This window comes from Thauera mechernichensis (assembly GCF_029588855.1).
In the GTDB taxonomy this organism is placed as follows: domain Bacteria; phylum Pseudomonadota; class Gammaproteobacteria; order Burkholderiales; family Rhodocyclaceae; genus Thauera; species Thauera mechernichensis.
Map to the genome: position 1 here is coordinate 165430 of NZ_JARQZE010000006.1, position 26287 is coordinate 191716.

General features: G+C 68.9%; 17 protein-coding genes. 8 read left to right on the top strand and 9 right to left on the bottom strand.

What is annotated here, in order from left to right:
• Nucleotides 1–253: 253 nt before the first annotated feature.
• On the top strand, nt 254–1816 hold the full coding sequence (locus tag P7F68_RS11065) for a sensor domain-containing diguanylate cyclase (RefSeq protein ID WP_277833122.1): 1563 nt from the start codon (nt 254–256) through the stop codon (nt 1814–1816).
• A 29-nt stretch (nt 1817–1845) separates the two neighbouring features.
• Here P7F68_RS11065 and P7F68_RS11070 read toward each other — a convergent pair whose 3' ends face one another.
• Together P7F68_RS11070 and P7F68_RS11075 are read right to left on the bottom strand one after the other, a co-directional pair.
• Nucleotides 1846–2907 carry an AbrB family transcriptional regulator gene (locus tag P7F68_RS11070; RefSeq protein WP_277833123.1) on the bottom strand — a complete coding sequence of 354 codons (1062 nt, stop codon included), beginning with the start codon at nt 2905–2907 and terminating at the stop codon, nt 1846–1848.
• On the bottom strand, nt 2908–4053 hold the full coding sequence (locus tag P7F68_RS11075; protein WP_277833125.1) for an ABC transporter substrate-binding protein: 1146 nt from the start codon (nt 4051–4053) through the stop codon (nt 2908–2910).
• 111 nt (nt 4054–4164) lie between these two features.
• Between P7F68_RS11075 and P7F68_RS11080 the strand changes: the two genes are divergently transcribed.
• The 6 genes from P7F68_RS11080 to P7F68_RS11105 all read left to right on the top strand — a co-directional run bounded on the left by P7F68_RS11080 (nt 4165) and on the right by P7F68_RS11105 (nt 12108).
• Nucleotides 4165–4854 carry a response regulator gene (locus tag P7F68_RS11080; protein ID WP_002926268.1) on the top strand — a complete coding sequence of 230 codons (690 nt, stop codon included), beginning with the start codon at nt 4165–4167 and terminating at the stop codon, nt 4852–4854.
• 1 nt (nt 4855) lies between these two features.
• Complete coding sequence (locus tag P7F68_RS11085; protein WP_277833126.1) at nt 4856–6364, top strand: sensor histidine kinase; 1509 nt, start codon at nt 4856–4858, stop codon at nt 6362–6364.
• A gap of 152 nt (nt 6365–6516) precedes the next feature.
• Entirely contained in the window at nt 6517–7560 is a 1044-nt protein-coding gene (locus P7F68_RS11090; RefSeq protein WP_277833128.1) for a porin, read from the top strand.
• 31 nt (nt 7561–7591) lie between these two features.
• Entirely contained in the window at nt 7592–8881 is a 1290-nt protein-coding gene (locus P7F68_RS11095; RefSeq protein ID WP_277833129.1) for an ATP citrate lyase citrate-binding domain-containing protein, read from the top strand.
• A gap of 31 nt (nt 8882–8912) precedes the next feature.
• A complete protein-coding gene (locus tag P7F68_RS11100) occupies nt 8913–11615 on the top strand; it encodes a CoA-binding protein (RefSeq protein ID WP_277833131.1) in 2703 nt (900 codons plus the stop codon).
• Between the two features lie 82 nt (nt 11616–11697).
• On the top strand, nt 11698–12108 hold the full coding sequence (locus P7F68_RS11105) for an acyl-CoA thioesterase (protein ID WP_277833133.1): 411 nt from the start codon (nt 11698–11700) through the stop codon (nt 12106–12108).
• Between the two features lie 406 nt (nt 12109–12514).
• On the opposite strand, the gene P7F68_RS11110 is transcribed toward P7F68_RS11105, so the two are convergent.
• The 5 genes from P7F68_RS11110 to P7F68_RS11130 form a co-directional block, all read right to left on the bottom strand.
• Entirely contained in the window at nt 12515–14020 is a 1506-nt protein-coding gene (locus P7F68_RS11110) for a tripartite tricarboxylate transporter permease (RefSeq protein ID WP_277833134.1), read from the bottom strand.
• A gap of 3 nt (nt 14021–14023) precedes the next feature.
• The gene (locus P7F68_RS11115; RefSeq protein ID WP_002936139.1) at nt 14024–14467 is read right to left on the bottom strand and encodes a tripartite tricarboxylate transporter TctB family protein; all 444 of its coding nucleotides are present in this window, start codon (nt 14465–14467) and stop codon (nt 14024–14026) included.
• A gap of 131 nt (nt 14468–14598) precedes the next feature.
• Entirely contained in the window at nt 14599–15579 is a 981-nt protein-coding gene (locus P7F68_RS11120) for a Bug family tripartite tricarboxylate transporter substrate binding protein (RefSeq protein WP_002926290.1), read from the bottom strand.
• A 128-nt stretch (nt 15580–15707) separates the two neighbouring features.
• Nucleotides 15708–21743: a DUF7379 domain-containing protein gene (locus P7F68_RS11125; RefSeq protein WP_277833138.1), complete on the bottom strand. Its 6036-nt coding sequence runs from the start codon at nt 21741–21743 to the stop codon at nt 15708–15710.
• 51 nt (nt 21744–21794) lie between these two features.
• Complete coding sequence (locus tag P7F68_RS11130; protein ID WP_277833139.1) at nt 21795–23384, bottom strand: glycoside hydrolase family 19 protein; 1590 nt, start codon at nt 23382–23384, stop codon at nt 21795–21797.
• Nucleotides 23385–23524: 140 nt separating this feature from the next.
• Here P7F68_RS11130 and P7F68_RS11135 point away from each other — a divergent pair, with 140 nt between their 5' ends.
• On the top strand, nt 23525–24115 hold the full coding sequence (locus tag P7F68_RS11135) for a hypothetical protein (protein ID WP_277833141.1): 591 nt from the start codon (nt 23525–23527) through the stop codon (nt 24113–24115).
• A gap of 5 nt (nt 24116–24120) precedes the next feature.
• Here P7F68_RS11135 and P7F68_RS11140 read toward each other — a convergent pair whose 3' ends face one another.
• The gene (locus tag P7F68_RS11140; protein WP_277833142.1) at nt 24121–25929 is read right to left on the bottom strand and encodes a sensor domain-containing diguanylate cyclase; all 1809 of its coding nucleotides are present in this window, start codon (nt 25927–25929) and stop codon (nt 24121–24123) included.
• Between the two features lie 229 nt (nt 25930–26158).
• On the bottom strand, nt 26159–26287 hold a 129-nt coding region (locus P7F68_RS19970; RefSeq protein WP_422126332.1), incomplete at its 5' end, for a phosphoenolpyruvate carboxylase.

Here is a 26287-nt window from a genome sequence, read left to right on the forward strand (position 1 = left end):
ATTGAGGCTATGCATTCTCGCGCACACGCGCCCTCGGCACCTAGCCAAAGCACGACGAACACCGATTGAAAACCCGCGCGCCGCCTGTTCGACGAACGCCAGCGCCTGCGCCTCGATCGCCTGCGGGCCGCCACGGATTAGCGCCTGTGAGCGCTCATCCCGTCGAAGGCTGGCAAGCGTCCAAGCGCTCTACGACTTTGGTCAAATTTACACGGCGCATCCATCTGTCGATACTGCACGGACAGGAGCCGCCATGCCGCATCGACCCCGACGATCAAAACTCATCCTGCTGTTGCTCGCATGGCTGACACTGCTCGCAGTCGCCGGCTCGCTGCTGATCATGACCGAGCTGCAGCGCGTGGAGCGCCAGTTCCACCAGGCCGCGGGCACCTTGGCTAACGGCGTCCAGCACAGGCTTCACGCCAATGAGGCCGTTCTGTCAGGGCTATCGGCCTTCCTGCTCGCGGTGGACCGCGACGACTACGCTGCGACCGAACGCTATGCGGCCGCTGTCACCGCCGCCCACGACCACATCTACCAGGTCGAGATCGCACGCAGGATCCCACCGCACGACACCCCCAGGCTGGCCGAAGGCCTGCGCCGCAACTGGCGTGGCGAATTCGCCCTGAAGACCTTCGCCGAGCTGACGGGTCGTACGCCGGCCACGCTGCCGCCCGGGGCGGACTACTGGCCGATCCTGTTCATCCATCCGCCACTGCCCGACACACTGCCTATTTTCGGCTTGCGCCTTGAGACGGTGGACCACCTCGCCAGCACGCTCGCCCGCGCGCACGTCAAAGGGCATGCAGTGGCTTCACCGATGTTCGACTTCTATGAGGGCGACACCGGCTACATCCTGCTTCAGGTCGTCGAACGCAGCACGGACGACCGCCGCACAGGCGCCCCCAACTTCTTCGGCAGCACGATGGCATCCATGCTGGTGATCAAGAGCGCCGCCCTCCTGCCTTCCGACGAGCGCGCGGCACTGGGCAGACAGCTCGGTATCCAGGCCGTGCTGATCGGCAGTGAGGGTATGGAAGACACTCTGCTGCGGCAGGAAATGGATGCCGGAACGGCACTGGACCGCCGCCTGCTCGCCATGCTGGAACATCATGAACGGATCGAGACGGCAGGCCAGACGATCGGCCTCCAGTTCACCCGGCAACCCCACTTGCAGGATGTACTTACTCCCCAGACGGTCGCCATCCTTACCCTGCTGCTGGTCGCCGCGCTCGCAGCCTCCTCGCTGCTGCTGCGCCACTATCGCGCGCTGAAGCAGGCAGGCATCGAGCACGCACATTCCGCCTACCTCGCGACGCACGACGTGCTCACCGGACTCCCCAACCGCTACCTGCTCGCTGACCGCTTCGCCAGCGCCCTCCACGGCTGGCAACGCCATGGCACACGCTTCGCCGTGATCCTGATCGATCTCGACCACTTCAAGGACATCAACGACCGCTACGGCCATGAAGCTGGCGACCAGGTCCTGTGCGCCACCAGCGACCGCATGAGCACGCAGTTGCGCTCCTGCGACACCGTGGCGCGCTACGGCGGCGACGAGTTCATCGTGCTGCTCACCAGCATCCTCGACGCTGGCGATGCGCTTCAGGTCGGCAACAAGCTGCTCGCCGCAATTTCGCAGCCCGTGCATACCAGCGCCGGTGCGCTGCCCATGTCCTGCAGCGTCGGGGTCGCCATCTGTCCCGACCACGGCACCGATCTCGACAGCCTGCGCCGTCGCGCCGACATGGCCATGTATGCCGCCAAGCAGTCGGGCCGGCATGCAGTCGTCCTGTGCGCTGACACCACAGCTTGATCCAGCCCGGCCCAGGTCGACTGCCTTGCTCAGGTCTCCACCATCCGCCGGAACGCCCCGAAGCTCCACTGCGCACCCACGGTCAGCACCACCACGCGCAGCACGTGGCAGACGGTGACCAGCGGCACGCCGAGCTGCAGCACCTTGGCAGTGATGCACATCTCCGATACCCCGCCCGGCGCAGTCGCCAGTATCAAGGTCGGCAGCGGCACCCCCGAAGCCAGTGCGAGCAAAGCGGCGAAAGCGCCGGCAAACACGATCGACATTACCGCAGTCAGCCCAGCCACCGCCATGAAGCGTGGCGCAGCACGAAAGAACGCACGCGAGAAGCGGCAGCCCAGCGCGCAACCGATCAGCAGCTGTCCGCCATTGACCACCCAGACGGGCAGGGCGGAGAGCGGGACCCCAGCGAGCGTTGCCACTGCCACGCCGAGCAGCGGACCAAGCACCCAGGCGTTGGCAATGCGCAACAGCTTGAACATCGCCACGCCAAGCAGGCTCGCCACCACCAGCTGCGGGAAATGCCGGGCATCCACGGCCTGGGCGAGCGGCACGTAGAGATCACTGCCGTGCACTCCACCAAAGGTGAGCGCGAAGGGTAGTAGCGACACCACCATCATTACTCGAATAGCATGTGCCGCGGCAATGCGATCCACCGCGCCGCCGTAGCGGTCAGCGAGATTGGCCATCTCGGAGGCACCGCCGGGTAGCGCCGCGAAGAAGGCGGTTGGCGTATCGACGCCACCCAGGCGACGCATGATCAGCGCACAAAGGACACCGAGCACCAGCGAACCGACTGCTGCAGCCACCACCAGCGCTGCATGCAGGCTCAGCTGCGCCACGACCTCGGGACTGAAGTACAGGCCGAGTGCGGCACCGATCGCCCATTGCCCGCTCTGCCGACCACCGGGCAGCGGGCGCAGCTCGATGTCGGCCATGCGCACGGCGGCGACGGCAAACAGCGGACCGATCATCCACGGCAGCGGCAGGTGGAAGCGCTCGGCCAGCCAGCCGGCGACGGCCGCGAGCACAAGCGTGGCCAGGACATAGCGCCACGAAGCGCCGCTGTTCTTCTGTGTTGAGGACGACATCTAGGGTTCGACGGACGGCCGTGTGGCAGCGTCCCATTGGCGCAGGAAGGCCTGGCGCTTGGCCTGGTCCTGGTAGGTGAGCAGTCCCGAGCCGATGCGGATCGGGCGGAAAGCATGGCGCAGGTTCTCATGCAGCAGGGCAGCCGCACTGTCGGCACCCGCCGTGCCGGCATCGGCACGTACCGGCAGCAGGCCGAGGTGCTCGGCGAGCAAAGCCTGTCCGCGCGGCGACAGCAAGTGGTCCAGCCACAGCCGCGCCGCGGCCGGATGGCGGGCATCGCGGGCGATGAAGGCAACCCGGCTCAGCACCAGGGTATAGTCCTGCGGCCACACCACGCCGAGCACCGCCTCGCTGCGTGCGCGCTTGTGCGCATAGGAACCGAGCACGTTGTAGGCCAGCACCAGCTGGCCTGCGGCGAGACGGTCGAGCATGTCGCGGCTCGAGCTGTGCTGCTCCAGCCCCAGCTCGCCCATCCGGCGCGCCAGCTGCCAGAACACGATCGGGTTGGCTTGTGCATCCTGGGTATGCAGCAGCAGGCCCAGGCCGGAGCGCTCGGGATCATAGCTGGCCAAGCGCCCAAGCAGTCGTGAAGGCTGCTCCCCGAGCAGACGGATCAGCTCGGCATGGGTGTCAGGTACCTCGGCCTCAGTCAGCAGGCGCTTGTTGTAGACGATCGCCGCCGGCTCATAGGTAGTGCCGAAAGCCTCGTCCTTCCATACCGCCCAGCGCGGCAGCGCGGCGGTCTCGGGCGAGCGGTGGGGCTGGGCATAGCCATCGTTGACCAGCTTCACCTGCAGGTCCATGGCCGAACTCCACACCACGTCTGCACCTAGCGTACCGGCTGCACGCTCATCCACCACCCGCTGGTAGAGCTCGTTCGAGCTCAGGTCGTGGTATTCGACGCGGATCCCTGGGTGCAAGGCCTCGAAGTCGTCGAGGATGGGTTGCACCACATCCTGGTCAGCCGCCGCATACACGACCACCACGCCTTCACGCACCGCCGCCTCGCGCGCATCGGGCGCCTGCCGGGCGAGGGCGCTGCCCGCACACAGCATGGCCAGCCCGAAAACCGCCACGCGCAGCCCGCACAACGCCCCACGGCAAGCTCGGACCATCGCCATCACGGCGCCGTCGCCGGTCCTCATCCGCACTGTTCTCATATCCCGATCTCCCTGCAAGTCGGCGGCTTGGACGCCATCCGCCTTTGCCCCGATAATCGCCGACACGCCTTTCGATTCACTTTCACCGGAACGCCAATGCGCCTGCTGCTGGTCGAAGACCACGCCGAACTCGCCGAGTGGGTCGCGCGCTCGCTGCGCCAGAGCGGCTTCGTGCTCGAGGTGCTTGGGCGTGGCGACCATGCCGACCAGGCCCTGCGCAGCGAGCGCTACGACGTGGTGATCCTGGACCTCTCCCTGCCGGGTCTCGACGGCCTGGACGTGCTGCGCCGGCTGCGCACCCGCGAGAGCCGTGCCGAAGGCAGCACTCCCACCCCGGTGCTGGTGCTGACTGCCCGCGGCAGCACCGAAGAACGCGTCGAAGGCCTCAATCTCGGTGCCGACGATTATCTGACGAAACCCTTCGAACTCGCCGAGCTCGAGGCCCGCATCAAGGCCCTGCTGCGCCGCGCTGGCAACCAGGTGCCGCGGGTGCGCCTGGGCCGGCTCGAGTTCGACACCACCAACCGCATGGCGACGGTGGACGGCCAGATGCTGGCGCTGACGCCGCGCGAGCTGGCGGTGCTCGAGGTGCTGCTTTCGCGCGTCGGCCGCCCGGTGGCGCGCGAGGCCCTGTTCCAGAAGGTATTCGAGTTCGACGCCGACGCCCGCGTGGAGGCCATCGAGATCTACGTCTCGCGCCTGCGCAAGAAGCTCGAAGGCGCCGACGTCGTCATCAACACCTTGCGCGGGCTCGGCTACCTGCTCGCCGAACGGCCGGCGCCCTGATATGCGCGCAGCCCCCAGGGCCGAGCAGGGCGGACGCGCGGATGGCGCCGCCGCCCAGGGTGACGGCGAGGCTGCGGCCGCAGCCGTCGAACCGGCCGCGGCGCGCCGCCACGGTGGTAGCCTGCGCCGTCGCGTCCTCGGCTGGCTGCTGCCCCCGCTCGGGCTCATGCTGATCGTCAGTGCCTGGTTGAGCTACCGCGGCGCACTCGACGCAGTCAACCAAGCCTACGACCGCACGCTGACCGCCTCGGTGCGAGCGATCGGCGAGCGCACCCACTCGCTCGAGGGCGAGATCCAGGTCGACATTCCTTACGCTGCCTTCGAAGGCTTCGAGGACAGCGCCGCCGAGCGTATCTTCCACGCCGTGTTCGACGCCGCGGGCGTGCTCGTCACCGGCTATGCCGATCTACGCCCGCCCACGCTGCCCGCCGGCGAGGGCATGGTAAGGATCTTCGATCTCGCCTACCGCGGCGAGACGGTGCGCATGGCCGCCATGTACAAGCGCCTGTACGACCCCGCGCTGGAAGGCGGCGACGCCGTACTGATCGTGTTTGCCGAAACCACCGGCGCGCGCGAGACCCTCGCCCGCGAACTGTTCATCGCCAGCCTGCAACGCCAGTCGGCCCTGGTCGCCGTCGGGGCGGTGCTGGTGCTGCTCGCCCTCGGCACGGCGTTTCGCCCGCTGGTGGCGCTGCGCGACCACATCCGCAACCGCGACGAGGAAGACCTCACCCCGGTGCGGGCCGACGGCGTGCCGAGCGAGGTCGCGCCTCTGATCGACGCCATCAACCACCACATGCAGCGCCTGTCGGCCATGCTGGCCGCACGCCGACGCTTCCTTGCCGACGCCGCGCACCAGATCCGCACCCCGCTCGCGGTCCTCACCACCCAGGCCGAGTACGGCCTGCGCCAGACCGACCCGGAAGAGATGCTCAACACCTTCGCCAGTCTGTTGCGCAGCACCCGCGCCGCGCGCAGGCTGGCCAACCAGATGCTCACCCTGTCGCGCGCCGAGGCGGCCAACGGCCTCATCGACGAGCGCGCGCCGCTCGACCTCGCCGGCCTGGTCAAGGACGTAGCGATGGAGCTCGCCCCGCTCGCCCTCAAGCGCAGCATCGACCTCGCCTACGAAGGCATCGGCCACGCGCTGATGATCGAGGGCAACGCGCCAATGCTGCGCGAGATGGTCTCCAACCTGGTCGACAACGCGATCCGCTACAGCCCGCCCGACTCGGCGGTCACCGTCGCTGTCGCCGCCTTCGACGGCGAGGCAGTGGTGAGCGTATGCGACCAGGGGCCGGGCATTCCCGAGGCCGAGCGCGAACGCGTGTTCCAGCGCTTCTACCGCATCCTCGGCCAGGGCGACAGCGACGGCAGCGGCCTAGGGCTGGCCATCGTGCGCGAGATCGCGCTCGCCCACGATGGCCGCATCACGCTGCGCGTCGGCGAGGGCGGGCACGGCCTGTGCGTGGAAGTGGAGCTGCCGCTCGGGGCCGCCCCGGCACCCTGAATTGTCGACGACAGCCCTGCAACGGGCGCAGTCATCGGTCCATCCTCCTCACGGACCGGCAGCAGTGAAAGGCGATCGAAAGGCGACGGCGCTGCAATGCGGGCCGCGCCAACGTGTCTGGCGCGCCCACTCACAAGATCGAGGAGACTTCCATGCAACGCCTTTCCAAGTCGGTCCTGCTGGCCGCCGCCGTCGCCACCCCGTCGCTCGCGCTCGCCCAGTCCAACGTCACCATCTACGGCCTCATCGACCTCAACCTCAGCCATGAGCGATCGGGCGACCAGCGCTACGAGGGCGTCCACCACGGCGAGCTCAACGGCTCGCGCCTCGGCTTTCGTGGCAACGAGGACCTCGGCAACGGCATCAAGGCCGTGTTCGTGCTCGAGAGCGGCTTCGACCCCTCGACCGGCCTCGCCGAGCAGGGCGGACGCCTGTTCGGCCGCCAGTCCTTGGTCGGCCTCGAGAGCAGCCTCGGCCGCCTGACCCTGGGCCGCCAGTATTCGCCCGCCTTCGTCGCCCTCGACCCCTTCGACGCCACCGGCAACGCCGATCGCAGCGCCGGCCTGCTGCTGCGCAAGACCGGCGCCGTAAAGCCGGCCTACGAGGTGCGCTTCGACAACATGGTGAAGTACCGCTCGCCCAAGCTTGCCGGCTTCGAGCTCGATGCCGGCTACTGGCTGGGCGAGAAGGTCGCCACCACGTCCACCGCGCGCAAGGAAGGCGACGGCCACGGCCTCAGCCTGCTCTACGGCAACGGCGCCTTCTCCGGCGCGCTCACCACGCAGAGCGTGCAGCGCGACGCCAGCGGCGGCAAGGTGCGCACCAGCGGCGTCGGCCTGGCTTACGACTTCGGCATCGTGAAGCCGTACTTCGCCTGGTCGCAGGACAAGGAGAGCGGCACCGTCGGCAACGGCAAGGCCCGCACCTGGGCCGTGAGCGCGGAGATCCGTGTGAACCCGGCGAACACGGTCGCGCTCAGCTACGCCGACCGCGACGAATCGGACGGCGCTGCCGGCGAGGACGCCAGCGGCTGGTCGGCCTACTACCTGCACGCCCTCTCCAAGCGCACCACGCTCTACGCCGGCTACTCGCAGCTCTCCAACGAGAGCGGTGCCAACTATGCAATAGGCAACATCACGCCGGAGGCCGGCGACAACCACCGGGTGATGATGGCCGGCATGCGCCACCGCTTCTGACCCTCGACAACCGCACACGGGAGAACCCGACATGAACATCACGGGAATGCTGTACGGCGCCCGCCTGCTGCAGTTCGCCGACTTCCCCAGCGCGGAAGTCCTGGGCCCGGACGCCAGCGAGGAGCAGATCAAGGCGCTCATCGAGCGTCACGGCTCGGTCTTCGTCAAGCCGCTGTTCAAGGGCGGTGTCGGCAAGAAGGGCAAGGCCGGCCTCATCGGGCGTGCCAAGGACCTGCGCACCGCGCTGGCCGAGAAGGAGCGCCTGTACTTCGTCGAGCACCGCCACGGCCACCAGGTGGCGAAGGCCAACGGCGTCACCTTCGAAGGCGCGGTGCCGGCCGAGCACGAGGTCTATTTCTCGATCACCGACTCGACCGAGTTCCGCGCTCCGACCATGACCCTGACCCACCGCGGCGGCGTCGACATCGAGGAACTCGACAAGTCGCAGGTCGCGCGCGTGCCCTTCGACCCGCTCACCGGCCTGAAGGCCTTCGTCGTCGCCAACGCGCTCGCCGACATCGGCGCGCCCAAGCAGATCATCTCGCCGCTGGTGCAGCACCTGCCGCGGCTGTGGGAGCTGTACCACGACTTCGGCATGACCACCCTCGAGCTCAACCCGATCCGCATGCGCCCCGACCGCCGCGGCCGGCTCACCCCGGTGGCCTGCGACTTCAAGTGCGGCTTCGACCGCGACGATCCGCGCTGGCACCGGCTCAACCTGCCCGCCCACCTGTTCGCAGTGGACTATTCCGACTTCGAGCAGGAGATCAACCAGCTGCGCACCCACCAGGGCCAGAGCGACGTCTACGTGATCAACGCCGGCGGCACCATCCTCGCCCCCACCTTCGGCGGCGGCGCCAACTCGCTGGTCACCGAGATGCTCGGCGACGACGCCATCATCTCGTCCGACTTCGGCGGCAACCCGCCCTACGAGAAGATGAAATCGGTGGCGTCGATCTGCTTCAAGCACTGGCTGCGTCAGGCCAACGTGCTCTTCATCATCGGCGGCAAGTCCAACAACACCGACATCCACGAGACCTTCCGCGCCATGGCCGACGCGCTGCGCGAGCACTTCGGCAGCCATGGCCCGACGCCGCTCTACGTCGTCGCCGGCCGCGGCGGACCGAACCTGGTGCGCGGCATGGGCGTGCTGCGCGACACCTGCGAGGCGCTCGGCCTGCCCTACCGCCTGTTCGGCTTCGATTCGGCGATGAGCGAGGTGGTCGACTACGCCCGCGAAGCCAATGAATGGATGAAGGCCGGCGGCCGCGACGCCGTCGCCGCGCGCCTGGGGCTCGCCCCCGCGGCCACGGCCGCCTGAGCCCCGACACCCCGATTCCAAGGAGACAGCCATGTACCAACAAGGCGTTGGTGATTTCAAGTATTACGTGGGGATCAGTTCGCTGGCCCACATCGCGACCCGGCACGACCGCGTGTGCGTGCTCAACATCCTCGGCGGCGAATCCAGCGAGGTCACGCCGGTCGGCCATGCGTGGTCGGGCGGCAACGTGGTGTTCGGCACCTCGCCGGGCCGCCGCGGCCAGGTGCTGGAGACCCCCCTCGGCAACGTCCCGGTGTACAACAGCGTGCGCGAGGGGCTGGACGATGGCCACCGCTTCAATTGCGGCGTGGTCTATCTGCCGCCGTCGGCGGCGCGCGACGGCGTGGCCGAGCTGATCCGGGTGAATCCGGAGCTGAAGAAGGTCTTCATCATCACCGAGAAGATCTCGGTGCATGACGCACGCGAGATCCGCGCCATGGGCCAGCAGCACGGCATCGACATCTTCGGCGCCAACTGCCTGGGCGTGGCCGACTCGTGGAACCAGGTGCGCATCGGCGGCGCCCTCGGTGGCGACAACCCGTCCGACACGCTGCGCCGCGGCTCGATCGCGGTACTGTCGAACTCGGGCGGCTTCACCACCACCATCGCCCAGTACCTGCGCATGGCGGGCTGGGGCACGACCACGCTGGTCTCCAGCGGCAAGGACGTCTACATCCATTACGCCGCGCCGGAGTTCGCCTTCGCCCTCGCCAACGACGCGCGCAGCAAGGCTGCGGTGCTGTATTGCGAGCCCGGCGGCTACTACGAGCGCGACGCCGAGTTCACCAAGCCGGTGGTGGCCTGCGTGGTCGGGCGCTGGAAGTCGCGGCTGACCCGTGCGGTCGGCCACGCCGGCGCGATGGCCGGCGGCGAGGACGATGCCGCCGCCAAGGAACGCTGGTTCATGGACAAGTTCGGTGTCGATGGCCTGTACACACCCGATAACCCGGTGTTCTCGGCGAAGGGCGCGGTGGTCACCAACATCGCCCACATTCCCGCCGCGCTCACCGCGGTGATGCGTGCCAACGCCACCCTGCCGGATTTCGAGCCGGAAGGCACGATGGAGCTCAAGCCCTGGTTCGGCGCCAATCTCGGCATCGCGCTGCCACCGCAGCTCGACCTGCCGGTGGTGCCGGCGATCGAGCCCTACCGCAGCCAGATCGCCCGACTGGCCGAACAGGTCGGCGCGGTGTTCCCGCGCGAAACGATGAAGGACGCCTCGGGCGCCTCGCAGATGGACCCCGCGACCCAGGTCTCCAGCCTGCACGGGGTGAGCGTGCTCGAGGCCGCCCGCCGGCCGCTCGAGGCCAACCTCGGCCTGGCGCTGCTGCGCGAGGCCGGTGGCGACAACGACCGCAAGCTGATCGCGGTGGCGGTCGGCGCCCACCTCAACCTCCATGGCGACCCCGCACTCGCCGCCGCCGAGGCCGCGCGCGCCGCCGGCAATGCGCCCAACGCCGTGCTCGCCGCCGCAATGGCGATCGTCGGCCCACGCCGCGCCGAGCGCGCACGCACGATCGTCGCAGCGCTGATCGAGCGCCTGCATGCCGCCGGCCTGCGCGACGCGCTCGACGAGGACTTCGACTGCCGCACCCTCGCCGACGACGCCGATCTGGTCGCGCTGGTCCGCGCCCCGGCGCCCGACGCCCGCGCCGAGGCGATGCTCGCCGGGCTGGCGGCACGCGACGCGCGCTCGTTGCCCGTGCGCCTGTTGCAGCACACCGGCGTGCCCCTGAGTGCCGATGCCGTGCTCGCCGCGAGCACCACCACGCTCGCGTGGGGACCGCTGATGCGCAAGCGCGTCTCGCGCCTGACCGCCGAGAGCCTGCCATGGTGGATGCAGCTGGTCGGCACCCTGATCGGCGCCTCGGCCCCGGCCGAGCAGCACGAGGCCGGCCGCTTCTGCGGCATCGACGAGGCCGAGATGCTCGGTAGCGGTTCGCTCACCGCGCTCGCCTGCCAGGCCCTGCTCGGCCGCGTGCCACGGCTGGCCGACCTGTTCGCCTACCAGACCCTGGTCGGCATCCTGCTCAGCAACGGCCCCGGCACCATCTCCGCCCAGGGCGCCAAGGGTGCGGTCTCGGCCGACGGCCCGGAAACGCCGCAGCGTGTGCAGCTCAACAAGGCGGTCGTCGGCTTCCTCACCCACACCGGCTACGCCCACGGTGGCAACGGCTTCGAGGGCGTGCAGTTCCTGATCGAGCAGTTTCGCGACAGCGGCCTCGACGACCCGACGGCCGCCCACGGCATCGACGTCGCCGCGCTGGCCCGCCACTGCGCCGAGGACTACGCGCGCTACAAGGCCGAACGCAAGCAGACCGGCAGCGAGGACATCCGCAAGATCCCGGGCGTGAACCACCCGGTGTTCAAGGACCGGCCGGTCAACATCGATCCGCGCGAAGCCTTCATCCACGAGCTGATGACCGCGCGCGGCGAGGCCAACGTGTTCCACGACTTCTACCACGCCCTGGTGCAGGCGCTGCACGAGGCCGGGGTGTCGCGCACGGTGTATTGCGTGAACATCGACGCGGTGATCGCCGCCCTGCTGCTGCGCCTGACCTGGCAGCCGTGGCGCGAGGGCCGCATCGACGAAGCGCGCCTGGAAGACGCCGCGTTCACCCTGTTCCTGCACGCCCGCATGCTGGGCTGCGCGGCCGAGATCGACGACCACCTGAACCGCGGGCGCAACATGGATACGCGCACGCCAGCGTCGAAATGCCGTCACGTCAGCTGACGCCGCTCACCCGGGGGCGGGCACGCCGCCGCCCCCGGCGAGCCGCGGGCAGCGCTTCCCCCACCCCCACCGGAACCTCACCATGAACGACTCGACCGCCATGCCGCGCGGCGAACCCGCAATCCGCACCATCGCCATGCCCGCCGACGCCAACCCCGCCGGCGACATCTTCGGCGGCTGGCTGATGGCGCAGATGGACCTCGCCGCCGGCAACGTCGCCACCCGCCGCGCGCGCAGCCGCTGCGCCACGGTGTCGGTGGACCGCATCACCTTCCTGCGCCCGGTGTTCATCGGCGACGAGGTCAGCCTCCACGCCGAGATCGTGCGCGTCGGCCGCAGCTCGATGACGATCGAGGTCGAGGCCTGGCGCCGCTCGCGCGACGGCGAGGAACAGGTCAAGGTCACCGACGCCAGCTTCGTCTTCGTCGCCCTCGACCAGGGCGGGCGGCCACGGGTGATCAGTCCTGGATCCCAGTCCGCGGCAAACACGTAAAGTCGAATCGCTGGCAGGCGCGCAGCTACCCTGATGGAGGCGGAACTCGCCAGAGTTCCGCCTCTATTGCTGTGCGCAAGGGCGGCAGGACAGCGAAAGTGTCGCGATTCGGCCATCACCGGCAGATGCTTCGAGCAGATCTCCCGGAAGACGCCCGAGATGGCGATCAAGCGGCGACGCACAGTCAACGGGATCGGTAGGGAAGACACCGCTCAGCCACGCCGGCGACCTCAACCTCACCGTCGAGCAGAAGAGGTTCAAGGTGAGCCGTCGAGTCCTCGGGCCTTGCCGCAAAAAAACGGGCGCCCGCAGGCGCCCATCAAAGGCGGCGACCCGGGACGGGGCCACCGCAAGCCGGATTCCGTCGCAACGCAGAGGACGGAATCCGTGGAGGTGAGTCTTCAACTCATGCCTGGGCCACCGCGCGGCGGCTGTCGAGCATGCGTGCGACACGCGGGCCCACCAGCATGGCGATGGCCGCCACCCACAGGCCGATGGCGATCGGGCTGGAGAACAGCACGCCGATCTCGCCGTTGCTGATCGACAGCGCGCGGCGCAGGTTCTGCTCCATCATGTCGCCGAGCACGAAGCCGAGGATGAAGGGCGCGATCGGGAAGTTCATGACGCGCAGCGCATAGCCCAGCGCACCGACCAGCACGCCGACGATGAGGTCGAAGGTGTTGCCATGCACCGCATACACGCCGACCATCGAGATTGCCGCCACGCCCGGCACCAGCAACCACACCGGGATCGACAGGAACTTGACGAACACGCGGATGAGCGGGATGTTCATCACCAGCAGCATGACGTTGGCGATGAAGAGCGAAGCGATCAGGCCCCACACGATCACCGGCTGGTCCTGGAACAGGGTCGGGCCGGGGGTGATGTTGTACAGCGTGAGCGCGCCCATCATCACCGCGGTGGTGCCAGAACCGGGCACGCCCAGGGTCAGCATCGGCACCAGCGAACCGTTGGCCGAGGCGTTGTTGGCCGCCTCCGGCGCGGCCACGCCGCGCATGTCGCCCTCGCCGAACTGGTGATCCTTGCCCGCCATGCGGCACTCGCTGGCGTAGCACATCGCCGAGGCGATGGTGGCGCCGGCGCCGGGCAGCACGCCGATGAAGAAGCCGGCGACCGCCGAGCGCAGCATCGTCCACTTGGCGAGCATGAACTCCTTCAGGTTGAACATCAGCCGCCCCGACAGCGCGATCGGCTCGGGGTTGGCATGCAGGCTCTGCAGCATCAGCAGGATCTCGCTGACGGCGAACAGGCCGATGACGATGACGATGAAGGGAATGCCGTCGGCCAGGTGCAGCATGTCGAAGGTGAAGCGATACACGCCGCTGTTCGAGTCGATGCCCACCGTCGATAGCAGCAGGCCGATCAGGCAGGCGATCATCGCCTTGGGCAGGGAATCGCCCACCAGGCCGCCCAGGCAGGACAGCGCCAGCACCATCAGCACGAAGTATTCCGCCGGGCCGAAGGCGATCGCCCATTCGGCGAGCAGCGGCGCGAAGGCGACGATGCCCAGGGTGGCGACCATGGCGCCGGTGAAGGACGCCACCGCCGACATCGACAGCGCCGGCCCGGCGAGGCCCTTCTTGGCCAGCGGATAGCCGTCGAGCGTGGTCATCACCGCGCCGGCATCACCCGGCACGTTGAGCAAGATCGCCGAGATGCGGCCGCCGTATTCGCAGCCGGCATACACCGCGCACAGCAGGATCAGCGCCGACTCCGGTGGCAGCTTCATGGCGAAGGCGATCGGCAGCAGGATGGCCACGCCGTTGATCGGGCCCAGGCCGGGTAGCAGGCCGACGACGGTGCCGAGGAAACAGCCGATCAGCGCGATCATCAGGTTTTCGGGCGTCGCTGCGACGGCAAAGCCCTGGGCGAGAAGCGTCAAGGTTTCCATGATTTACCCCGTGATCGCGTTGAGCCACAGCCCGGTCGGCAGCGCGACGTCGAGCAGGCGGTCAAAGAAATAGAACAGGCCGATGCCGAGGCCGACGCCACTCACCAGCGCCTGCTTCCAGCTCGCGCCGAACAGGCGCGCGACCGGCAGCGTCACCAGCGCGGTGGCGATCACGAACCCGAGACGGTCGAACAGCAGCGCATAGCCGAGCACGACCAGGAACAGCAGGCCGATGCGCTGCATCACCGGACCCGGCGCCCAGGCGGTCTTCTCGGTCTTGCCGAAGACCAGCGCCAGCGCGAACAGGCCGAGCAGCGCCAGCACGATCATCGGAAAGGCCTTCGGCCCGACCGGCTCATAGGAAAACGGCGCTTCGAAACCGCGCGCGATGAAGAGGCCGACGAGGCTGATGAGCACCAGCACGCCGCCGAAGATGCGTTCGCTCATGGCGATCTCCCTTCAGGTGAGGGCCGCGCCCGGCAAGGCGCGGAGGGGACAGGAGTGGGGGCAGCGCGCCAGCCGGAGCCTGCACGCGGCGCGGGCGGGTCGTGCCCGCGCCCTTGCCCGAGCGGCGAGGCTTACTGCGCCGTCAGGCCGAACTCGGCGGCGAGCTCGCGATAGCGCGCCACTTCCTTCTGCACGTAGGCCGTCAGGGCGTCACCCGTCAGGTGGTAGGGAAAGAGCCCGCGCTCCTCGCGCAGCTTGTCGAACTCGGGCGTGGCCATCATGGTGTCGAAGGCCTGCAGCCACCACTGGTAGTCGGCATCGGCCACCTTGGGGCCAACGTAGAAGCCGCGCGTGATCGTCCAGTCGACGTTGTAGCCTTGCTCCATCGCGGTCGGAATGTCGGCCAGCTCACCCTTCAGGCGCTCGGGCGCCAGGATGGCGAGCACCTTGATGCGACCGCCCTTGAGGTGGCCGAGCACCTCGGAGGCGTCGCCGGAGTAGGCCTGGACATGGCCGCCCATGAGCGCGGCCATCGCCTCGCCACCGCCTTCGAAGGCCACGTAGCGCATGTTCTTGTGATTGACGCCGGCCTCGCGCGCGATCAGCGCCGACTTCATCCAGTCCTGGCTGCCGACCGAACCGCCAGCGCCATACACCACCTTGCCCGGGTTGGCGCGGGTGGCCTCGATCAGATCCTTCAGGCTCTGGAAGGGCGCGTCGGCGCGCACGATGATGGCGCCGTAGTCGGCACCCACCGCAGCCAGCCACTTCACGTCGTTCTCGTTGTACTTGCCGAACTTGCCGATCGCCAGGTTCAGGAAGGAACCGCCCGAGAAGGCGACGATGGTACCGGCTTCGGCGGGGCGGTTGGCGATCACGGTGTTGTAGGCCACGGCGCCGATGCCGCCCGGCATGTAGGTGACGCGCATCGGCGCCTTCAGGAGGCCGCCGTCCTGCAGGCCGCTCTGTGCCAGCTTGCAGGTGAGGTCGAAGCCACCACCCGGCTTGGCCGGGGCGATGCACTCGGGCTTGGCCGGCTCGGCGTGGGCGACGCCGGCGGCAAGGGTGGCAAACACCGCGGTAGCGGCGGCAAAAAGGGTCTTCTTGAGCATCACGGCGATCTCCTCCGATTATCGATTCGTCTATCCCGGAGCAGAACCGCCTCGCCCCAAGTGGAGCGGACGATACGAAGACGTGCTTTCGATAGCCTTTCAGTGTTGCAGGCCTCCTCTGCCGATCCTCACGACAGGCCCTCGCCCAATGCCGCCGCCGCCGCTGCGAGCACCGCTGCACGCCGGTCATCCCCGGCGTCTGCGCGCAACGCGAGGAAACCGGCCAGCAAGCCAAGCTGCTTCGCCACCGAACCGAGCTGCCGCGGCGACACCGCAAGCATGCCCAGTGCATCGCGGTAGGCCTGCACCAGCCTGGCGGCCGCGGCGTCCTCCTCCTCGACGACATCGCCGACGAGCCAGCGCGTAAGCGCGCAGTCCGCAACCACGGCACCGTCGAAGAAATCGAAGCTGCGCGCAAAGCGCTTGCGTGCGGCAGCCAGACAGGCATCGAGCACGGCAGCGTCGATCGACTCGCCGAGCAGCCAGCCCAATTGCAGGCGGTTCATGCACGGGTAGGGGTTCCAGTCGGCCTGCGCCGGATCGCCCTCGCCGAGCGCGTAGGCTTCATGCGCGCGCAACAGGTCATCGCGCACACGTGCCCAGGCGGCCGTGCCCGCAGCGCGTGCGGAAGGCTTGCCGCCGTCGGCCACCAACCCGGCATCGGCCTGTAGCTGGCGCAGCTGCACCAGGGCGCGCCGCTTCCAGGCGCTGCCCAGGATCGCCTGACGCTGCAGGCTGGCTGGCATCCCAGCCTGCGGCGAGGATGCGTCCGCCACGGCCGGCGCGGCAGAAGCGATCAGGATCAGCGCGCGCATGCGCGCAATGGCGTCATCCACAAGGCCCAGCGCACGCACCAGATCCTGCCCCTCGCCCGGCTGGCTGAGCTGCTCGGCCAGCCGGGCCTCGACATTGGCCAGCAGTTCGATCGCCGCGATCGGCACCGCCCCTCGCGACGAATCCTCCGCGATTGCACGCAGCAAGGGCGCTCGGGCCGCGTCGAAACCGCCCACATCGCCGTAGGCGGCATACAAGCGGCCGAGCGCCTGCTGCACATCCGGGCGCGCTACCCACTGCGCGGGCAGCCGGCCCAGGCGGCGGTCGATACGGCGCTGCAGTGCCCGCAAGCCGGATTCGCGCTGCTCGCTGCGGATGCTGTGGCCGTCCAGCCAGAGTTGGTCCAGCCAGTCGAGCAACTCCTCGGGCGCCAGCAAGGTCCCGTCCTCACGCTCGGCACGCTGGTCCACCCGGAGCTGGAAGGCGGGATCGCCATAGGCCTGGTAGGCGCCCCAGGTGTTGCAGTCCGGATAGCGGTGCAAGGCCTCGGCACGCGCCTCGAACACTGCATCGCCGAAGCGCATGCCCTCGATCGCCATCGCGCTGAAGAAGCGCTCGGCAAAGGTCTGCGCCGCATCGTCGCGCACCTCCCAGCCGGCTGCGACCACACAGCGCACGCCCATGTCGATGAGCTCGCGCGCTAGGCTGGCAGCCAGACGGTGCGCACCCTGTGCAACGTCGACCTTGCCGAGGTGGCAGCAGCTCAGGAAGACGAGGTCGGGTACCGTCTCCATCAGGGCAATCTCGGCTGCGGTCAGCAACAAGCCATCGGACAGCACGACCCCGCTGCGGTAGCTGCCGTCAGCGGCACGGCAGGCGTGGATGCCATGCGCAGCAATCACCAGCACGCGGCTGGGGCGCGCAAAGAGACGGGCATACACATCGCCGGCCAGCGCGTCCGGCGGCGCATGGCTCACCGTATAGCCGGCACCCTCAAGGATGCGCACCACGGCCTCACCCTCGCGCGCAGCGCCCTCCAGACTGGGCAGGCGGTCGGGGCGCGGCGTGCCGTCGGCATCCACGCGAGGCTTCCAGCCCGGCCCGCCGAACTGCACGTGGTATCCCTCGGTACTCGGGTTGGCGATGACGCAGGCCGTCATGGCGTCGGTACGCACGACATTGTGCCGGTAGCTGCGGGTCATGAACTGGCGCACCATGCGGCTGCGGCTCACCAGCGGCTCGCCGTCATCCTCCAGCAGTTCCCAGGGCAGGTTGGCAGTGCTTTCGTCGACCACCAGGATCAGGTTGCGCGCCTTGCGCGCTGCCGCCTTGAACTCCACCGGCACCAGCAGCTGGAACAGGGTGTGGCCGAAGCTGCCCTCACCGCCGCGGTAGCGGGTGGACGCAGGCCCGGTCAGTGCTTCGTCGGCCAGGCGTTCGATGAGACCGGGCTGGCGCGCTTGCACGACAACTTCTGCACGCGCCTTCTCGCCCATGAAGGTAAAGCGGAAGCGCCGGGCATGGCGGATCAGCGGCGTGGGCGCATCGATCAATGCTGCGGTCTCGCCGTCGGCATCGGTGACCGCAAGGCGCGGCCAGTAGTCGCCGAAGGGGGTCACGCTCAGGCGCTGGCGCACGCCTTCGCCATGGCGCAGCGGCTCGGACAGGTCGAGGCGGGCGCCCAGGCGCTCGAGTTCGGCGGCGAGGCTCTTGTCGAGCGCGCTCACCGCATGGGCCGCAGAGATGGCGGCATCACGATAGAGCTCGATCAACTCCAGTTCGACAATGCGCCCGACCGGCCCTCTGCGCGCCTTGGCGCACTGGGCGTAGTCGCGATTGGCGAGCAGCACGCCGCGCACCACCGCCTTCACCGCCTCGCCGACGTCCAGGCTGGCCGCGGAGTTGCTGCCGACCAACAGGCTTGCGAGGCGCAGCGGAATCGCAGTATCGGGCTGACGGCCGCGGCCATCGCAATGGTCCTCGCCGTAGCGGTCGGACGCATGCAGCAGGTAGCGCAGCGCGCCGGCCCGCACGGCCTCGGTCACCCCCTCGGCACCGAGCGCCCCCATCTCGCCCAGGCCGACCACCACCGCGCCACGGCTGGTGCCGCGCAGGCGCTCCTCGGCGCTGCGCGGCATCAGAACCACGGTCGCATCGCCCAGCTCGCCGGAATGGATGCCCAGGCGCTGGCGGTGGCTGAGGGCACCATCGACCAGCCAGCGGTCGATGACGGCCTCGGCGCCCGCGATCGGGTCACCACGGTAATGCCCGCACAGCAGCGGGATCTGTACGAAGCGCAGATCCATCGCGCGCACACCCACGCGCAGCACGCTGCGTCGCCGCTGCGGCAGCGCCGGAACACGGCCGCCGAGCGCACGGCTGGCGAGCTCGGCCTCGGTCGGCCAGGCGGGCGGTGGCCCGGCGCGGTAGTCACGCACGGGGACGCGCGCCGTCTCGCTGCGGCTGAGCGGCAGCCGGCCCAGGCGCAGCGGTGTCCCGCGCGTGAGCAGGGCCTCGATGTCGGCAAAATGATCCGCCGTGCTGGTCAGCCCCATGTGGTCGGCGGCCATGTGCCAGCAGCGCTCGTCCGGCAGGCCGGCAAGCCGCCCCGAGGCCCAGGTCACCGAACCGTCGCCATGGGGCGTGCCGCGCATGCGCACGAAGGGCCGGCTGCCCTCGTCGAGCAGGACCAGGCCGCAGGGCGTGTTGTCCGCGTTGCCGAACACGTAAGCGATGCGTTCGGGCGCCTGCGCGACCCAGCCGGTATCGGCGACTGCATTCCAGAACGCGCGTGCCTCGTCGAGCACGCGCTGGGTCGGCTTGCCGGCAAGGCGACGGCCGAACCAGAAGTCATCATTGATCGCGCCGAGCTCAGCCCAGGTCTCGGCGCGGTAGTAGTCCTTGGGCGCCACGCCGCCGCTGTCGACAAAGCCGGGCGCAGGCAGCAGATGCACGGCACCGGGGAAGCCGGCGACGATGTCGAGCACGGCCTGCAGGCCCTGGCGCAGGTCCAGGCGGGCGAGCATGCGAATGGTGTCGGACTGGCCTAGCAGGGTCTCGACCAGCAGGTGCGAGCCCTGGTTGGGCGTGCCGAGCATGAGCAGGCGCACACCCTGGCCGGGACGGGCGACGATCTCGGCCCACAGGCCGGGGTCGGCCGCGAACGCCGCGCGCGCCACCAGCCCGCCCATGCTGTGCGCCAGGATGCGCAACGGCTGGTCGGGGTGGTCCTGCAAGGCCTGGCGCAGGCGCCCGGCGAGCGCCTTGCCGAGCTCGGCGATCGGCTGGCGCCAGTCGTAGTCGTGGCGGATCACGCGGTGGCCGGACTCGAGGTAGCCGGCGAGCCGACCGTAGGCCATGCCGACCAGGCCGGCCGGACTCACCGCCTTGCTGCTGTCGATGGCGATGCGCACCAGCCTGCCGCGCGCCAGTTCGATCGGGTCGAGCCAGATCCGCCGCCCATCCGCAGCCAGGTGCGAGCCCATGATGCCGGGCAGGAAGAACAGCACCGGCACGGTGTTGGCGGCCGGCTCGGGCTCGCCACGGCTGGCGCGGGTGGCGAGCGCAGGGTCGATCACCGGCAGCGCCAGTGGCGCCCAGGCCGCCAGCGCCGGGTCCTTGTCCGCCAACGCGTCTGCGCGCAGCCAGGCGGCGAGCGCGGCCGGCAAGGGCACGCCGTCGCGCTGAACCTCGTCGCGGAAATAGCGGAAGTGATTGACCTCCGGCCCTTGCACGAAGATCGCACGGTGTGCCGGCAGGCTGGCCGCGACCGGACCGTCCGCCAGCGTCTCGGCGCCACTGTCGGCAGTAGCCGCACGCGCCACCAGGCCGCCGTACATCGAGTCGGTGTCCACCACCAGGTCGTTGCGCGCGCGGTCGAACAGCGCCCAATCGACGAACATCACGCCGATACGCTGCAATACACCGCCCCCCTCGATATCACCCGCGATGACGCCCACCTTCACGGTCGCAGCGATGCGGGCGCGGCCAAGCAGCATGCCCATCGGCGCTTCGGGCAGCATCGCCTCGATGCCCGGCACCACCTGCGGCTGCAGGCGCTTGTCGGCAATCTCGAGCACCACGCGAGCGAGAAACTGCAGGCCACGATCGGCCACCGCCTTGGCCTTGGCCGCCGCGGCCGGTGCCAGCACGCCGACCGCCGCGCCCACACCCCACGATCCGGCGCGCCGCACCAGGTTGAGCAGCCCGGACAGGAACACGTCGAGGTTGTCGGACAGCAGCGCGGTGCCGCGCGCGGGCGCGGCCACGCGCACATAGCGCTCGACCGTGATGGCGCGCTCGACCAGCAGGGCGGCAAGGCGACGCAGCTTGGCGCGCTCGCCGGCGGCATAGGCTTCGGTGTCGGCCTCGGCGTCCGCCTTGGCACTGCCCCGCAGCGCCGCCAGCGCGGGCATGTTGCTGCGGTAGTCGTCGATCAGCGCATCCAGCGCACCATCGCTACCGTCCAGGCACAGCAGGTCACCGACCAGACCGCCGCGTGAATGCGTCACCAGGCTGATCGTGCTCCCGGCTGGCAAGGTCTCCACCAGCGCCAGCGCATTGTCGATCGGGCTCTGGGAGAAGGTCCGGTGCTCGTAGCCGAAGATGCGATCGCCGAAGCGCTCCTTGAGCACCGCCCACGCTGAACTGCCGCGCAGATCGCCGAAGCCGCCCAGGATGTGCGAACCGGTACCGTGGATGAAGACAAGCAAGGCGCCCGCCCTGGCCGCCCTGTCCAGGCGCGCGTCGCCCGCCCGGCACAGATCCTCGCGGGCGAGCGCGCCGCCATCCCAGGCGTACAGACCGGGTTCGCCTGCCAGCCGGTCCTCGATCATCGCCATCAGTGCCGTCGCGCCCTTGCGCGAGGCCCAGGCTGCCGCCCAGTCCTCGACCTTGCCGCCAGCAAGATCGAGCAGCTTGTCCTTGGCCGCCTTGCCCACTGCATCCTCGGGCAGGTGCAGCCGGCTCACCCGCCGCCATACCCAGCCCAGCGCACCGCGGGTGCTGTCCTGGGTGTCGCGGAAACCGGCGAAGTCGACCGCGCCATCCGCATCGACGAGTTCGGGCCGGGTACGCGCGAGCTGTTCTGCAAGCGCATCGGCGCGAATGAAGATGGTCGTGCCATCCTCCGCCTCCAGGGCGAGCAGGCCGGCATCCTCGTCCAGGCCATGGACAACGGGCGCCTCCTCGCTACGGCTGGCAGCAGCCAGTTCCAGCACTTCGGTAACCTCGAGGCCAGGCACGAGCGCAAGCGCATCGCTGCCATCGGCACGGCTGCCTGGCAGGCTGAGAAGCGATGGCGGGCGGGCGTCGGCCAACGCCGAAGCGGGCGTCGACAGCGGCAGCTTGAGCAGGGTACGGGCGGCGCGGGCAGCCTTGCGTCTGGCCATGGGGATGCTCCCGGATGAGGGTTGGGGTCAGGCCGGAGGATGGCGCCTGGTTCAAGGATGACGCCAGAAAGCATGGGCGCGAAAGCGCGCATGCAACCACCATGCATTGGCAGCAGGCGCCCGCAGCACGTTGCGTGTCCCAGCCTGGGATTCGAGCGGCTGCACGACTTCGCCGCGGGCGTTGCGGCGGGCAACAGCGCCGTCGCGCTCGGGGACGACGACGGTAATGTGGCCCGGGCTGTTGAGGTCGCGGCGCTGGGCGACGATCAGGCACACCTCACCTGCATTGGCGGCGGCCTGGAGCAGGGTCGGATCGACCTCGCGCACCCAGCCGAAAGCGGTGCCATGGTCTTCCAGCCAGTCGAACAGCGCGTTGGCGTTGAGTTCGCGCACAGTCTGCCCGTAGCTGACCGCCACCGTCTCACCCGCGGCAATGCGGCGCAGGGCCGGGCCGGACCACCACACCCGCGGCAGGTAGGCCCCGCAAAGGTAGGCAAAATCGGTCGCATAGATGTTGCAATAGGTCGCCCCGCCTTGGGGCTGATAACGCCGATGGGCGGGCGCAGCGACGTCCAGATAATCGACAATGGCATCCAGCGCCGCCGCACGCGCCTGCGTCGTGCGTCCGCCGCGCGCCGGTCGTCCCTCCTCGCCGAGCGGGTAGGCGCGCCCACCGTCACGCGCGCGCGTGATATCGGCACGTCCCTGCTGCATGTGTGCAGCCGGCAGGCTCGCCGCAGCCGCCTCGGAGGCCACGGCGGTGCGCGCACGGCCGCGCACCAGGGGCTCGAGGAAGCGCGCAGCAACGAAGCCTTCGCGCAGCGCACCATCGAGCAGGATCCGCACGCGCACCCAGACATCGGCATCCGCCGCGCCCAGCACTTCGACCAGGCAGCCCTGCGCCAGCGTCGCCATGCGTGTATTGTCCGCGGCACGCGGTGCAGTACGCAGGTTCAGGGCAGCGGGCACCACCTTGTGCGTTGCCTTGAACACCGGGCCCGCATGCAGCTCGACCGCCCCGCGCGCGGCAAGCTCGGCAAGCGCGCGCCTGGCCTTCTCGAGCAATTCGCGGCGGTGGGCAAAGCCATTCAGGCCGCCGTTGACGCGTCGCGTGATCGTACTCAGGTCATCGACATCGGCAAGCGCATTGAGACCGTTCCGCTCCCAGAAATACACTGCGGACTGGACTGCATACTGGGTGGCCACACGCTCGGGCATGGCGACGACGTCATCGCCGATCCAGGCCGAGAACGCGCGATAGTTGCTCTTGCCCGTGAGCTGGATCAGGCCACGACCGCGGTAGCGGTAGCCGTCGCCCGTCGCCTCGGCACCATTGCCCATGCGCCCGCCATAGACACGATTCCCGATGCGCTCGGGCTGGTTGCCATGCGCTGCGGCCTCCGCAGCAGTGGGAAAGTAACGCGGGAACACCGCCTGCAAGCGCTCGGCCGAGTAGTTCATGTTCTCGACCGTGGTCTTCAGCATCCCCGACTCATGCATGAGCTGGGCAAGGAAATGGGCGACCCGCAGGCTGGAGTCGATGCCATGCACCGCCATCGCGGCATTGAGACTATCGAGGTACTTGTCGGCGTTCGCCGCACTGGCCCCCATGCGGGTGAGCACTTCACGCGTGATCGACATGTCCCCTCTCCGGTCGTCCGTCCCGCTCCAACTTAAGCCCATGGAATGGCGCAATTCAAGCCTGCTCGAGCAGACGCAGAACCAGCGGCGGCAGGGCACGGCATAATGACGGCCACCCGCCCCCACCGAACGCCGCGCAGATGGACACCGCACACACCCCGACGCCGGCTGCATGCAAGCGGGCACGCGCCATCGCTTGCACCTGCATCGCCATCGCCCTGCTTGCACCCGCCGGCGCGTACGCGGCCGAGATCGTCACTGCGGCCATCGGCCCCGGCACGGAAGCCGATCATGAACTCGAACTGATCTGCAGCGAGCTGAAGGACAGCGACCACACGCGTCTCGTGCTCCGGCTGCTGCAGCCGGCAGCAGGCGCACCGGCCGCCATCACCCGCTTCGAGATCGTCACGCCGGAGTTTCTCTGGCCCGCACCGGGTCAGGCCGAGAGCGCGCGCTTTGCAGCCGGCCTCAGCGATGCGTCACCGGACCTCGCCGCAGCACTGCGTTTTGAGACGCTGCACGATGCCGCAGGTGCGCTCCGCCTGGTGGATTTCCACGCCATCGATCCGGACGCCGTCGCCTTCGAGGGGCTGCGTGGGTCGCTTGCCATGCACGAGCCCTGGCAGGATGGGCGCGCACTGGCGTCCCTGTTCTACGCCGGCGCCGGAAACCGTCTGCAACTCGTCGCCGTGCAGTGCAGCCGCATCGTTCTCGCCAGGGCGGATGACTGAACGGCTCAGGCGCGCCAGGTGGCACGCCCCGCGTGCTTGGCGCGGTACATCGCGGCGTCGGCCTCGGCAATGAGGTCGGCTGGTGTCTCGGCATCGCGCGGATAGAAGGCCACACCGACACTGGCCGAGATGCTCACCACTTCGCCGTCGATCTCGAAAGGCTCGGACAGGCGGTCTACGAGCTTCTGGGCAGACTGCCCCGCGAGATCGCGCGCCGGGCTGGCAGGGATCAGCACGACGAACTCGTCGCCGCCCAGACGCCCCACGGTATCCTCGCTGCGAAACAGCTGTTCCAGGCGCCGCGCGACCTGGCACAGCAAGCGGTCACCGAAAGCATGGCCAAAACGATCGTTGATCGGCTTGAACAGATCGAGATCGACGAACAATGCGATGACTTCCGAGCCTTCGCGCCGGGCGTGCAGGATCATGCGCTCCAGCCGATCGAGCAGGAGGGCGCGATTGGGCAGGCCGGTCAGCATGTCGAAGTTGGCACGTCGCCAGATGTCATCCGCCTCGCGCCGGGATTCGGTGACGTCGGCAACCAGCACCAGCCGCTTGTGGCGTCCGCCTTCGTCGCTGCTCATCCGCGTCACGCGTGCATGAGCAATGTAGCGGGCGCCGTCAGGTCTCATGCCGACGAAGTCGCCACCTCGCATGTCCTCGCCCTCCACGTCCAGCAGGGCCAGCAGATCGTCAGCCGCTGTCGTCTCGCCGCACAGCATCGCAGGGCTTGCGCCGTGGAGCACCTCCTCGGTGTGACCGCTGATCTCACACAGGGCCGGGTTGGAAGCGACGATGCGCATCGCATCATCGACCACCATGATGCCCTCGGCCATGTTGTCCACCAGATTCCTGGTGCGTGCCTCGCGCACGGCCAGCCGGCGCATCACCTGTGCCGAGCGCGCGAGTGCATAGAGGAGCCCGGAGACGGCGAGCAGGAAGAAGATGCTCAGGAACACACCTCGCGTGATGCCCTGCTCGCGCGCCTTCCTGACCGGCGCGAGCACGTCATCGAGCGCGAGGCCCGAAACCATGACCAAGCCGGACGACAAACGGCTCCAGCCAAAAATGCGGGAAACGCCGTCGGCAAAACTCTCGGCAAGGTAGTCGCCTTCCATAAGCGCTGGCTGATCGATGAAGTCGCGCCTCAGACGCAACTGCTTGCCGTAGTGTTCAGGCCCGCTCAGCGAGCGCATCAACAGTTCGCCATCGCGACCGACCAGCGTCAGCGTGTCTCTCCGCCCCGGCTCGAGTTGCGCCAGCGTCTCGGCCCAGGTCTCGACCGACACCGCAATCGACACCACGCCCGCGAACACGCCATTGTCGCGGATCGCCCTCGCGACCTGGATGCTCCAGCGCTGGGTCAGCCGCCCGAGCACGGGTTCGCTGACGACGAGGATGTCATCCTCGGCGTCCGCCAGGCGGGCGTAGTAGTCGCGATCGCCAAGATAGTTGCGCGGTGACGGACCAAGCGAGGAGTAGCTCAGGTAACCATCGTGGTCGATGATGAACAACTGGAGCACGAAATTGCTCGGCATGTCCTGCAGCGCAAGCCGGGTCTGGCGCTCGATGGCGGCATGGCCGTCGGAGACGGCCGCGCGCACCGACCTGATGGCCAGGTCCAGGCTGTCGAGCCTTGCCTGCACCAGTTCCCCCACGGCCTTCGCCTGCCCACGCGCCTGATGGCGCGCGCGCTCGACCGTTGCCGCCTCGGTCTGGTCCATGCTGCGCAACATGTCCGACCACCCGAAAACGAGCGCGAACAGGGTCAATACCACGATCGCGGCACGAATCGTATTCAGCGGCCATGGCATGACCTGCATTCTCAAGGAGTGCCGCGGCAAGACAGTCTCCGGCTGTTGTCGTCGGGGCGAGGGTCCTACCCCCAAGCCTATAGCTGCTCGATGGTACTACGAGCCTGCCAGCCCGACTGACCCAAACGGCATTGTTCCGACCAGCGTGCAGTTTCAGCCGCTGGCCGGCGGCAGAAGGAAGAGCAACAGGGACAGGGTCACCCGCGCACAAGCCCCACAGGCACGGACATCAGCCGCTGTTGCGCAAGCCCGCCGCGATGCCGTTGATCGAGATATGGATGCCGTTGCGGGTGCGCTCGTCGCTGCCGGCAGCGGCGGCGGCTTCGCGGTGGCGGCGCAGCAGCTCGACCTGGACGTG